The sequence below is a fragment of the Burkholderia sp. MBR-1 genome, assembly GCF_013822785.1.
GTDB classification, from domain to species: Bacteria; Pseudomonadota; Gammaproteobacteria; order Burkholderiales; family Burkholderiaceae; genus Burkholderia; species Burkholderia vietnamiensis.
In genome coordinates, this window is the sequence record NZ_CP053609.1 from 961,463 (window position 1) to 973,507 (window position 12,045).

The following is a 12,045-nucleotide window of genomic DNA, read 5'->3' on the forward strand; positions in this document are numbered from 1 at the left end:
AGCCGAGCGATGTCCAACCCGACCCAACCGCCGCCGCCGAGCGCCGCCGACTTCGCGACGCGCGATCCGGCCAATGCTTCGTTCTGGGACGAGCGCTTCGCGCGCGGCGTGACGCCGTGGGAATTCGGCGGCGTGCCCGACGGGTTCCGCGCGTTCGCGCAGCGCCGCGCGCCGTGTACGGTGCTGATTCCCGGCTGCGGCAGCGCGCAGGAGGCCGGCTGGCTCGCGCAGGCCGGCTGGCCGGTGCGCGCGATCGATTTCGCCGAGCAGGCGGTCGTCGCCGCGAAGGCGACGCTCGGTGCGCATGCGGACGTCGTCGAGCAGGCGGACTTTTTTGCATACCAGCCGCCGTTCGTCGTGCAGTGGGTGTACGAGCGCGCGTTCCTGTGCGCGCTGCCGCCGAGCCTGCGCGCCGGCTACGCGGCGCGGATGGCCGAACTGCTGCCGGCCGGCGGATTGCTGGCCGGCTATTTCTTCGTGATGAAGAAGCCGAAGGGGCCGCCGTTCGGCATCGAGCGCGCCGAGCTCGACGCATTGCTGGCGCCCTCGTTCGAACTGATCGAGGAGCTGCCGGTGACCGATTCGCTGCCCGTGTTCGATGGGCACGAGCGCTGGCTCACGTGGCGCCGTCGCTGAACGCCGCGCGTCGCTGCCGTTGCCGGAGCGCGCCGGGGTTTCGGCTATAATTCAAGGTTTTGCAAGCCGTTTCCAGTTTCTGCGGGAAAAATATCATGCCGATCTACGCCTATCGATGCGAAGCGTGCGGTTTCGCGAAAGACGTGCTCCAGAAGATGAGCGATGCGCCGCTGTCGCAATGCCCCGAATGCGGGAAGGATGCTTTTCGCAAGCAGGTCACCGCCGCCGGCTTCCAGCTGAAGGGTTCCGGCTGGTACGTCACCGATTTCCGCGGTGGCTCGGGCGGCACCAGCGCGCCGGCGTCGACGTCCGGCGAAGCGGGCAGCGCCGCGGGCGGTACAGCCCCGGCTGCAGCCGCGCCGGCTGCCGCGAGCACCGAAAGCACGACGACGAGCGCCGCGCCGGCCCCGGCCGCGACGCCCGCCGCCGGCACTTGACAGTCGCGGCCCGGCCGGGCCGCGCTCACACCGCGCTCGAGGCGCGGTTCATTGACGGCAGATGATGAAAAAGACGACCCTGAAATCGGTGTTTCTGACCGGCCTGCTGGTCCTCGTCCCGCTTGCGATCACGCTGTGGGTGCTCGGCCTCATCATCGGCACGATGGACCAGACGCTGCTGCTGCTGCCCGAGTCGTGGCAGCCGGAGCGGCTGCTCGGCTTTCACCTGCCGGGCATCGGCGCGGTGCTGACGCTCGCGTTCATCTTCGTCGTCGGGCTGGCCACGCGCAACTTCATCGGCCAGAAGCTCGTCACGTGGTGGAACGCGGTGGTGCGCCACATCCCGGTGGTCGGCCCGATCTACACGAGCGTCAAGCAGGTGTCGGACACGCTGCTGTCGAGCAGCGGCAACGCGTTCCGCAAGGCGCTGTTGATCGAATACCCGCGCCGCGGCTCGTATACGATCGCGTTCCTGACCGGCACGCCGGGCGGCGACGTGGTCAACCATCTGACGGAAGAATTCGTGAGCGTGTACGTGCCCACGACGCCGAACCCGACGTCGGGCTTCTTCCTGATGCTGCCGAAGAGCGAAGTCATCGAACTCGACATGTCGGTCGATGCCGCGCTCAAGTACATCGTCTCGATGGGCGTCGTGGCGCCCCCGGCGCCGGTTCCTGCGCCCGCCCGCCGTCCCGTCGAGCCGCCGCTGTAACCAACGTATCATCGCCCGGGCCGCGCGCTGCGGCGCCCGTTGATCAAACCGAACGAAAGCAAACATCATGTCGATGCGTACTGAATACTGCGGTCTCGTGACCGAACACCTGCTGGGCCAAACCGTGTCGCTGTGCGGCTGGGTGCAGCGCCGCCGCGATCACGGCGGTGTGATCTTCATCGACCTGCGCGATCGTGAAGGCCTCGTGCAGGTGGTCTGCGACCCGGATCGCGCGGAAATGTTCGCGACCGCCGAAGGCGTGCGCAACGAGTTCTGCGTGCAGATCAAGGGGCTGGTGCGCAACCGTCCGGAAGGCACGGTCAACGCGGGGCTGAAGAGCGGCAAGATCGAAGTGCTGTGCCACGAGCTGATCGTGCTGAACGCGTCGGTCACGCCGCCGTTCCAGCTCGACGACGACAACCTGTCGGAAACGACGCGCCTCACGCACCGCGTGCTCGACCTGCGCCGCCCGCAGATGCAGCACAACCTGCGTCTGCGCTACCGCGTCGCGATCGAGGCGCGCAAGTACCTCGACGAGCAGGGCTTCATCGACATCGAAACGCCGATGCTCACGAAGAGCACGCCGGAAGGCGCGCGCGACTACCTGGTGCCGTCGCGCGTGAACGCGGGCCAGTTCTTCGCGCTGCCGCAGTCGCCGCAGCTGTTCAAGCAGCTGCTGATGGTCGCGAACTTCGACCGTTACTACCAGATCACCAAGTGCTTCCGCGACGAGGACCTGCGCGCCGACCGTCAGCCGGAATTCACGCAGATCGACTGCGAAACCTCGTTCCTCGGCGAGCAGGAAATCCGCGATCTGTTCGAAGACATGATCCGTCACATCTTCAAGACGACGATCGACGTCGAGCTCGACGCGAAATTCCCGGTGATGCCGTACTCGGAAGCGATGGCGCGTTTCGGCTCGGACAAGCCGGACCTGCGCGTGAAGCTCGAATTCACCGAGCTGACCGACGCGATGAAGGACGTCGACTTCAAGGTGTTCAGCACGCCGGCCAATGCGAAGGACGGCCGTGTCGCGGCGCTGCGCGTGCCGAAGGGCGGCGAGCTGTCGCGCGGCGACATCGACGGCTACACGGAATTCGTGCGCATCTACGGCGCGAAGGGCCTCGCGTGGATCAAGGTCAATGAGAAGGCGAAGGGCCGCGACGGCCTGCAAAGCCCGATCGTCAAGAACCTGCACGACGCGTCGATCGCGGCGATCCTCGAGCGCACCGGCGCTGAAGACGGCGACATCATCTTCTTCGCGGCCGACCGCGCGAAGGTCGTGAACGACAGCCTCGGCGCGCTGCGCCTGAAGATCGGCCATTCGGAATTCGGCAAGGCGAACGGCCTCGTTCAGGCCGGCTGGAAGCCGCTGTGGGTCGTCGACTTCCCGATGTTCGAATACGACGACGAAGACGCGCGCTACGTCGCCGCTCACCACCCGTTCACGAGCCCGAAGGACGAGCACCTCGAGTACCTCGAGACCGATCCGGGCCGTTGCCTCGCGAAGGCGTACGACATGGTGCTGAACGGCTGGGAAATCGGCGGCGGCTCGGTGCGGATCCACCGCGAGGAAGTGCAGAGCAAGGTGTTCCGCGCGCTGAAGATCGGTGCGGAAGAAGCGCAGGCGAAGTTCGGCTTCCTGCTCGACGCGCTGCAATACGGCGCGCCGCCGCACGGCGGTATCGCGTTCGGTCTCGACCGCATCGTCACGATGATGGCCGGCGCCGACTCGATCCGCGACGTGATCGCGTTCCCGAAGACGCAGCGCGCGCAGGATCTGCTCACGCAGGCGCCGAGCCCGGTCGACGAGCGCCAGCTGCGCGAGCTGCACATCCGCCTGCGCCAGCCGGAACAGCCGAAGGCGTAAGTTCGCAGTCATGCGTGTGCGCGGCGACGCGCACACGCGCACCCGATGAAAGAGGCGCATCCGATGCGCCTTTTTCGTTTTTTGCGGTACAGTCGCAGCACTTGCCGCCCGTTCCGGCACAGGCCCGGCGCACGGCCCTGTGCCGCATGAAACAACGATGACGAAGCCGCCGAAAATCCCCGAATCCGTTCTCGTCGTGATCTACACGCCCGAACTCGACGTGCTGGTGATCAAGCGCGCCGATCAGCCCGACTTCTGGCAATCGGTGACCGGCTCGAAGGACACGCCCGACGAGCCGCTCGCGCTCACCGCCGCGCGGGAAGTCGTCGAGGAAACCGGCATCGCGGTCGGCTCGCACGACGTGCCGGCCGCCGCGCTGACCGACTGGCGCCATCGGATCGAATACGCGATCTATCCGCAATACCTGCATCGCTATGCGCCGGGCGTCACGCGCAACGTCGAGCACTGGTTCGGGCTGTGCGTGCCGCGGCGTGTCGACGTGACGCTGTCGCCGCGCGAGCACGTCGACTACGCGTGGCTGCCGTACCGTGAAGCGGCCGCGCGCTGCTTTTCGCCGTCGAACGCCGAGGCGATCCTGCAACTGCCGGTGCGCGTCGCGCTCGCCGGCGCGACGCACGGCTCGTCCGCATGAATGGGCAGGCCCGCAAGCGCTTCGCGCAATTGCGGCAGATGTTCCTGCAGGAGCGCGGCTCCGCATCGCGGCTCGCGTTCACGACCGGCAACACGGTGCGGCTGTGCGAAACCGGCGCCGAATTCTTCCACGCGCTGATCGAGCGGATCGACGCGGCGCGCGAGCAGGTGATGCTCGAAACCTACATCTTCTGCGACGACGCGGCCGGCCGGCCGGTGTCGGACGCATTGATCCGCGCGACGCAGCGCGGCGTGCGCGTGCGCGTGATCACCGACGGCGTCGGCACCGCGCGCCTGCCGCTGTTCGACGCCTGGGCCGCGGCCGGCGTCGAGCACAGCATCTACAACCGCTATCTGTTCGGCCGCTTCGGCTTCTCGCGCACGCACCGCAAGCTCGCGGTGATCGATCATGCGGTCGCGTTCTGCGGCGGCATCAACATCGTCGACGACTACACGCAGGGCAGCGCGACGCTGCCGTTTCCGCGCTGGGATTTCGCGGTCGAGATGGCCGGGCCGGCGGTGGCCGACGTGCGCGCCGCGTTCGAGCTGCAATGGCACCGCATCCGCTTCGGCCACAAGCCGTATGCGCAGTACGCGGCCGGGCTGCACGGCGGCGAAGCGTTCCCGGACATGTTCCGGCGCTGGATGCGCAACCATCGCTGGATCAAGGCCGGCGCGCTGCGGGTCGTGACCGAGCCGAGCGTCGCGTTCGTCGCGCGCGACAACGTCGTGAACCGCCGCGCGATCGAGAAGGCGTATCTCGCCGCGATCGGCAAGGCGCGCGCGCAGATCCTGCTCGCGAATCCTTATTTCATGCCGGGTCGCAAGCTGCGCCGCGCATTGACGCGCGCGGCGCGCCGCGGCGTCGACGTGCGCATCCTGATCGGCCGCAAGGAGTTCACCGCGCTCGACGCCGCGGTGCCGTTCCTGTACCACGCGCTGCTGCGCGCCGGCGTGCGCGTGGCGGAATACGACAAGACGATCCTGCATGGCAAGGTGGCCGTGATCGACGACAATTGGGCGACGGTCGGTTCGTCGAATCTGGACGCGTTGAGCCTGATGTTGAACAATGAGGCCAACGTGGTGCTGGTGCGCTACGACAAGGTCACCAACGAGCTGCGCGACGCGATCGGCGCCGCGTTCGCCGAAGGCCGCGAAATCGACGCCGCGCTGTACGCGACGCGGCCGCGCATCGAGCGTATCCTGAACTGGCTCGCGTACAACACGTACCGCCTCGTGATGAAGGCGCTGACGGTCGGCGGTTACGACTAAGCGCCCGCTTCAAAAATCTGTCCGCACGTTCGTGCGGAAAAGCCGCTCCGGTCCCGCCGGAATCGCGCAAAATAGCGGCTCGGTTAGACACCGGTTTCTAATAATTTCCTTGTTTCACGAGCGGCCGCACTCAATAATAGTACGGCCGTTCGATTTTATTCGACCCCCCGAACGGTTACAGAAAAAGCTATGCGAAAAGGCGAACAGACGCGTGCCGCGATACTCGAAGCTGCTTTGGATCTCGCCAGCCGTGACGGGCTGGAGGGGCTGACGATCGGCCTGCTGGCCGAGCGCATGCAGATGAGCAAGAGCGGCGTGTTCGCGCACTTCGGATCGCGCGAGGATCTGCAGGTCGAGGTCGTCCGCGAATATCACCATCGTTTCGAGAACGAGGTGTTCTTTCCGAGCCTGCGCGAGCCGCGCGGTTTGCCGCGCCTGCGGGCGATGCTGGCGCGCTGGATCGAGAAGCGCATCCAGGAGGTGACGACTGGCTGCATCTACATCAGCGGGGCCGTCGAGTACGACGACCGGCCGGACAGCCCGGTGCGCGAGCAGTTGATCGCGAGCGTGACCGCCTGGCGTGCCGCGTTGCTGCGCGCCATTTCGCAGGCGAAGGAAGAGGGCCATCTGCGTGCGGATTCCGATCCGGACCTGATGCTCTTCGAGTTGTACAGCTTCACGCTCGGCCTGCATCACGACGCACGCTTCCTGCATTCGCCGGATGCCGTGCGCCTCACGTGGGCCGCGCTGGAAAAGACGATCGTTTCGTATCAGAGCGAGAGCCGTTAGCGGCGCGGGAACCGCCGCCAGGAGCTCGAGCCGTTTTGCCCACCTTTGGAGAGAGTCATGGGACAGTACGCCGCGCCGCTGCGCGACATGCAATTCGTGTTGCACGAGCTTCTGAACGTCGAAGCCGAGGTCAAGCAAATGCCGCGGCATGCGGACCTCGACGCCGACACGATCAACCAGGTCCTGGAGGAAGCGGGCAAGTTCTGCTCCGAGGTGCTGTTCCCGCTGAACCAGGTCGGCGATCGGGAAGGCTGTACCTATGAAGGCGACGGCGTCGTGAAGACGCCGACCGGCTTCAAGGAAGCGTACCGCCAGTACGTCGAGGCCGGCTGGCCCGCGCTCGGCTGCGACCCGGAATACGGCGGCCAGGGCCTGCCCGCGTTCGTCAACAACGCGCTCTACGAAATGCTGAACTCGGCGAACCAGGCCTGGACGATGTATCCCGGCCTGTCGCACGGCGCGTACGAATGCCTGCACGCCCACGGCGCGCCGGAGCTGCAGCAGCAATATCTGCCGAAGCTCGTGTCCGGCGAATGGACCGGCACGATGTGCCTGACCGAGCCGCACTGCGGCACCGACCTCGGCATCCTGCGCACCAAGGCCGAACCGAACGGCGACGGCTCGTACTCGATCAGCGGCACGAAGATCTTCATCTCGAGCGGCGAGCACGACATGTCGAAGAACATCGTCCACCTCGTGCTCGCGCGCCTGCCGGACGCGCCGCAAGGCACCAAGGGCATCTCGCTGTTCATCGTGCCGAAGTTCATTCCGGACGCGTCGGGCGAGCCGGGCGAGCGCAACGGCATCAAGTGCGGTTCGATCGAGCACAAGATGGGCATCCACGGCAACTCGACGTGCGTGATGAACCTCGACGGCGCGAAGGGCTGGATGGTCGGCGAGCCGAACAAGGGCCTCAACGCGATGTTCGTGATGATGAATGCCGCGCGCCTGGGCGTCGGCATGCAGGGCCTCGGTCTCACCGAAGTGGCGTACCAGAACTCGCTGACCTACGCGAAGGAACGCCTGCAGATGCGCTCGCTGACCGGCCCGAAGGCGCCGGACAAGCCGGCCGACCCGATCATCGTCCACCCGGACGTGCGCCGCATGCTGCTCACGCAGAAGGCCTATGCGGAAGGCGCGCGCGCGTTCACGTACTGGTCGGCGCTGCAGATCGACAAGGAGCTGTCGCACGCCGACGAAGCGGTGCGCAAGGAAGCCGCCGACCTCGTCGCGCTGCTCACGCCGATCATCAAGGCGTTCCTGACCGACAACGCGTTCGAGTCGACCAACCACGCGATGCAGATCTACGGCGGCCACGGCTTCATCTCCGAGTGGGGCATGGAGCAGTACGTGCGCGACGCGCGGATCAACATGATCTACGAAGGCACGAACTCGATCCAGTCGCTCGACCTGCTGGGCCGCAAGGTGCTCGGCGACATGGGTGCGAAGCTGAAGAAGTTCGGCAAGCTCGTGACCGAATTCGCGGAAGCCGAAGGCGTGAAGCCGGAGATGGCCGAGTTCATCAACCCGCTCGCCGACATCGGCGAGAAGGTGCAGAAGCTGACGATGGAAATCGGCATGAAGGCGATGCAGAACCCGGACGAAGTGGGCGCGGCTGCCGTGCCGTACCTGCGTACCGTCGGTCATCTGGTGTTCTCGTACTTCTGGGCGCGCATGGCGCGCATCGCGCTCGATCACGAAGCGTCGGGCGACCCGTTCTACAAGTCGAAGCTCGCGACGGCCCGCTTCTACTTCGCGCGCCTGCTGCCCGAAACGGCTGCGACGATCCGCGCCGCGCGCGCCGGATCGAAGACGCTGATGGAAGTCGACGAATCGCTGTTCTGACGCGAGTCCGGGCGGTGCGCATCGCGCGCCGCCCGAACGCAACGGTTCCTGGTACTCACTTCGCCGCGCAGCCCTCATAACCCGCGCTGCACGGCACTATCCGGAGACATCCCGTGAGCAATTTTCTGATTCGCAAGGTCGCCGTGCTCGGCGCCGGCGTGATGGGCGCGCAGATCGCCGCGCATCTCGTCAACGCGCGCGTGCCGGTGCTGCTGTTCGACCTGCCGGCCAAGGAAGGCCCGAAAAACGCGATCGCGCTGAAGGCGATCGAGAATCTGAAGAAGCTGTCGCCCGCGCCGTTCGGCGTGAAGGACGACGCGAAATACCTCGAAGCCGCGAACTACGAGGACGACATCGCGAAGCTGGCCGAATGCGACGTCGTGATCGAAGCGATCGCCGAGCGGATGGACTGGAAGCACGACCTGTACAAGAAGGTCGCACCGCATATCGGGCCGAACGCGATCTTCGCGACCAACACGTCGGGCCTGTCGATCACGAAGCTGTCCGAAGGCTTCTCCGACGAGCTGAAGGCACGCTTCTGCGGCGTGCACTTCTTCAACCCGCCGCGCTACATGCACCTCGTCGAGCTGATCCCGACCGCGCATACGCGCCCGGAGATCCTCGACCAGCTCGAGACGTTCCTGACGAGCGTCGTCGGCAAGGGCGTCGTGCGCGCGAAGGACACGCCGAACTTCATCGCGAACCGCGTCGGCATCTTCTCGATCCTCGCGGTGATCGCCGAGGCCGCGAAGTTCGGCCTGCGCTTCGACGAAGTCGACGATCTGACCGGCGCCCGCCTCGGCCGCGCGAAGTCGGCGACGTTCCGCACCGCGGACGTGGTCGGCCTCGATACGATGGCGCACGTGATCAAGACGATGCAGGACAACCTCGCCGACGATCCGTTCTTCCCGGTCTACGAAACGCCCGCGGTGCTCGCCGAACTGGTGAAGCAGGGCGCGCTCGGCCAGAAGACCGGCGACGGCTTCTACAAGAAGGAAGGCAAGGCGATCAAGGTGCTCGACGCGAAGACGGGCGCCTACGTCGACTCGGGCGCGAAGGCGGACGAAACCGTCGGCCGCATCCTGAAGCGCCCGCCGGCGGAACGCCTGAAGCTGCTGCGCGAGACGGACCATCCGCATGCGCAGTTCCTGTGGTCGATCTTCCGCGACGTGTTCCACTACATCGGCGTGCACCTCGAGTCGATCGCCGACAACGCGCGCGACGTCGACCTCGCGATCCGCTGGGGCTTCGGCTGGAACGAAGGTCCGTTCGAAGGCTGGCAGGCCGCCGGCTGGAAGCAGGTCGCCGAGTGGGTGCAGGAAGACATCGCGGCCGGCAAGGCGCTCGCCAACGTGCCGCTGCCGTCGTGGGTGCTCGAAGGCCCGGTCGCCGAGAAGGGCGGCGTGCATACGGCCGAGGGCTCGTGGGCGCCGGCGTCGAAGCGCTTCGTGCCGCGCTCGGATCTTGCCGTCTACGGCAAGCAGGTGTTCCGCGCTCCGCTGATCGGCGAAACTGGCGCGGACCCGAAGACCTACGGCAAGACGCTGTTCGAAACCGATGCGGTGCGTGCATGGGTCGACGACCGCGCGGGCGAGGACGACGTCGTGATCGTGTCGTTCAAGTCGAAGATGAACACGATCGGGCCGAGTGTGATCGACGGCCTCGTGCAGGCGATCGAGCTCGCGGAGCAGGATTACAAGGGCGTCGTGATCTGGCAGCCGACGTCGCTGAAGCTCGGCACGCCGGGCGGTCCGTTCTCGGCCGGCGCGAACCTCGAGGAGGCGATGCCCGCGTTCATGATGGGCGGCGCGAAGGGCATCGAGCCGTTCGTGAAGAAGTTCCAGGAAGGCATGCTGCGCGTGAAGTACGCGAACGTGCCGGTGGTCGCGGCCGTGTCGGGCATCGCGCTCGGCGGCGGTTGCGAGCTGATGCTGCACAGCGCGAAGCGCGTCGTGCACGTCGAGAGCTACATCGGGCTCGTCGAAGTGGGCGTCGGCCTCGTGCCGGCCGGCGGCGGCCTGAAGGAAGCGGCGCTGCGCGCGGCGGACGCCGCCACGGCCGCGAACGCGACGACCGACATCCTGAAGTTCGTCACTAAGTCGTTCGAGAACGCGGCGATGGCGAAGGTGTCGAGCTCCGCGCACGACGCGCGCGCGATGGGCTACGTGAAGCCGTCCGACACGATCGTCTTCAACGTGTTCGAGCTGCTCGACACTGCGAAGAAGGAAGCGCGCGCGCTGGCCGCGACCGGTTATCGCGCGCCGTTGCGCGCGAAGGACGTGCCGGTCGCCGGCCGCTCGGCGATCGCGACGATCAAGGCGTCGCTCGTCAACATGCGCGACGGCCGCTTCATCAGCGACCACGACTTCCTGATCGCGAGCCGCATCGCCGAAGTGGTGTGCGGCGGCGACGTCGAAGCCGGCAGCCTCGTCGACGAGCAATGGCTGCTCGCGCTCGAGCGCCGCGCGTTCGTCGAGCTGCTCGGCACGCAGAAGACGCAGGAGCGGATCATGGGCATGTTGCAGACCGGCAAGCCGGTGCGTAACTGAGTGAGCGAGCCGACAAGGAGCTTCAAATGAGCAAACAACTGCAAGACGCATACATCGTCGCCGCCAGCCGCACCCCGATCGGCAAGGCCCCGCGCGGTGTCTTCAAGAACACGCGCCCCGACGAGCTGCTGGTTCACGCGATCAAGTCGACGATCGCGCAGGTGCCGGGCTTCGACACGAAGCTGATCGAGGACGCGATCATCGGCTGTGCGATTCCCGAAGCCGAGCAGGGACTGAACGTCGCGCGCATGGGCGCGCTGCTCGCCGGGCTGCCGCAGACGGTCGGCGGCGTGACGGTCAACCGCTTCTGCGCGTCGGGCATCACGGCGCTCGCGATGGCGGCCGACCGCATTCGCGTCGGCGAGTCGGAGGCGCTGCTCGCGGGCGGCTGCGAATCGATGAGCATGGTGCCGATGATGGGCAACAAGCCGTCGATGTCGCCGCACATCTTCGATCGCAGCGAAGACTTCGGCATCGCGTACGGCATGGGCCTGACCGCCGAGCGCGTGGCCGAGCAGTGGAAGGTGAGCCGTGAAGACCAGGACGCGTTCTCGGTCGAATCGCACCGCAAGGCGCTCGCCGCGCAGCAGGCCGGCGAATTCGGCGACGAGATCGCCGCGTACACGATCACCGAGCGCTTCCCGAACCTCGCGACCGGCGAAGTCGACGTGAAGACCCGCGAGATCGCGCTCGACGAAGGCCCGCGTGCCGATACGTCGCTCGAGGGCCTCGCGAAGCTGCGCACGGTGTTCGCGAACAAGGGCTCGGTCACGGCCGGCAACAGCTCGCAGACGTCCGACGGCGCGGGCGCGCTGCTGGTCGTGTCGGAGAAGGTGCTGAAGGAGTTCAACCTGACGCCGCTCGCGCGTTTCGTGAGCTTCGCGGTGCGCGGCGTGCCGCCGCAAATCATGGGCATCGGGCCGAAGGAAGCGATCCCGGCCGCGCTGAAGGCAGCGGGCCTGAAGCAGGACGACATCGACTGGATCGAGCTGAACGAGGCGTTCGCCGCGCAATCGCTGGCGGTGATCCGCGATCTCGGCCTCGATCCGTCGAAGGTCAACCCGGTGGGCGGCGCGATCGCGCTCGGCCATCCGCTCGGCGCGACCGGCGCGATCCGCGCGGCGACCGTCGTGCACGGGCTGCGCCGCCGCAACCTGAAGTACGGGATGGTCACGATGTGCGTCGGCACCGGCATGGGTGCGGCGGGCATCATCGAACGCCTGTAAGCGGGACGCGACGAGCAGCGACGACGGTGCGCGGGCCACGAGCTCGCGCACCGTTTTT

General features: G+C 66.7%; 10 protein-coding genes. All 10 read left to right on the forward strand.

Annotated elements, in window-relative coordinates; all coding sequences use genetic code 11:
- The first annotated feature begins 9 nt into the window (after positions 1–9).
- The gene (locus MBR110_RS04405; protein ID WP_045578786.1) at positions 10–636 is read left to right on the forward strand and encodes an SAM-dependent methyltransferase; all 627 of its coding nucleotides are present in this window, start codon (positions 10–12) and stop codon (positions 634–636) included.
- Between the two features lie 95 nt (positions 637–731).
- On the forward strand, positions 732–1,073 hold the full coding sequence (locus MBR110_RS04410; protein ID WP_011885996.1) for an FmdB family zinc ribbon protein: 342 nt from the start codon (positions 732–734) through the stop codon (positions 1,071–1,073).
- 61 nt (positions 1,074–1,134) lie between these two features.
- Entirely contained in the window at positions 1,135–1,785 is a 651-nt protein-coding gene (locus MBR110_RS04415) for a DUF502 domain-containing protein (RefSeq protein WP_011885995.1), read from the forward strand.
- A 67-nt stretch (positions 1,786–1,852) separates the two neighbouring features.
- Positions 1,853–3,655, forward strand: a complete 1,803-nt coding sequence (aspS, locus tag MBR110_RS04420; RefSeq protein ID WP_014723620.1) for an aspartate--tRNA ligase — start codon at positions 1,853–1,855, stop codon at positions 3,653–3,655.
- A 157-nt stretch (positions 3,656–3,812) separates the two neighbouring features.
- On the forward strand, positions 3,813–4,307 hold the full coding sequence (gene nudB, locus MBR110_RS04425; RefSeq protein WP_011885993.1) for a dihydroneopterin triphosphate diphosphatase: 495 nt from the start codon (positions 3,813–3,815) through the stop codon (positions 4,305–4,307).
- Entirely contained in the window at positions 4,304–5,578 is a 1,275-nt protein-coding gene (gene clsB / locus MBR110_RS04430; RefSeq protein WP_011885992.1) for a cardiolipin synthase ClsB, read from the forward strand. The genes nudB and clsB overlap by 4 nt, the downstream gene beginning before the upstream one ends.
- 189 nt (positions 5,579–5,767) lie before the next feature.
- Complete coding sequence (locus MBR110_RS04435) at positions 5,768–6,367, forward strand: TetR/AcrR family transcriptional regulator (RefSeq protein ID WP_011885991.1); 600 nt, start codon at positions 5,768–5,770, stop codon at positions 6,365–6,367.
- Between the two features lie 57 nt (positions 6,368–6,424).
- On the forward strand, positions 6,425–8,212 hold the full coding sequence (locus MBR110_RS04440) for an acyl-CoA dehydrogenase C-terminal domain-containing protein (protein ID WP_034192699.1): 1,788 nt from the start codon (positions 6,425–6,427) through the stop codon (positions 8,210–8,212).
- A 113-nt stretch (positions 8,213–8,325) separates the two neighbouring features.
- Positions 8,326–10,761 carry a 3-hydroxyacyl-CoA dehydrogenase/enoyl-CoA hydratase family protein gene (locus MBR110_RS04445; RefSeq protein ID WP_059461495.1) on the forward strand — a complete coding sequence of 812 codons (2,436 nt, stop codon included), beginning with the start codon at positions 8,326–8,328 and terminating at the stop codon, positions 10,759–10,761.
- 26 nt (positions 10,762–10,787) lie between these two features.
- A complete protein-coding gene (locus MBR110_RS04450) occupies positions 10,788–11,987 on the forward strand; it encodes an acetyl-CoA C-acyltransferase (RefSeq protein WP_011885988.1) in 1,200 nt (399 codons plus the stop codon).
- Positions 11,988–12,045 lie beyond the last annotated feature (58 nt).

Coding starts and splice junctions, on each gene's coding strand:
- MBR110_RS04405 (WP_045578786.1), top strand. CDS start 10: ATGTCCAACCCGACCCAACCGCCGCCGCCGAGCGCCGCCGACTTCGCG.
- MBR110_RS04410 (WP_011885996.1), top strand. CDS start 732: ATGCCGATCTACGCCTATCGATGCGAAGCGTGCGGTTTCGCGAAAGAC.
- MBR110_RS04415 (WP_011885995.1), top strand. CDS start 1,135: ATGATGAAAAAGACGACCCTGAAATCGGTGTTTCTGACCGGCCTGCTG.
- aspS (WP_014723620.1), top strand. CDS start 1,853: ATGTCGATGCGTACTGAATACTGCGGTCTCGTGACCGAACACCTGCTG.
- nudB (WP_011885993.1), top strand. CDS start 3,813: ATGACGAAGCCGCCGAAAATCCCCGAATCCGTTCTCGTCGTGATCTAC.
- clsB (WP_011885992.1), top strand. CDS start 4,304: ATGAATGGGCAGGCCCGCAAGCGCTTCGCGCAATTGCGGCAGATGTTC.
- MBR110_RS04435 (WP_011885991.1), top strand. CDS start 5,768: ATGCGAAAAGGCGAACAGACGCGTGCCGCGATACTCGAAGCTGCTTTG.
- MBR110_RS04440 (WP_034192699.1), top strand. CDS start 6,425: ATGGGACAGTACGCCGCGCCGCTGCGCGACATGCAATTCGTGTTGCAC.
- MBR110_RS04450 (WP_011885988.1), top strand. CDS start 10,788: ATGAGCAAACAACTGCAAGACGCATACATCGTCGCCGCCAGCCGCACC.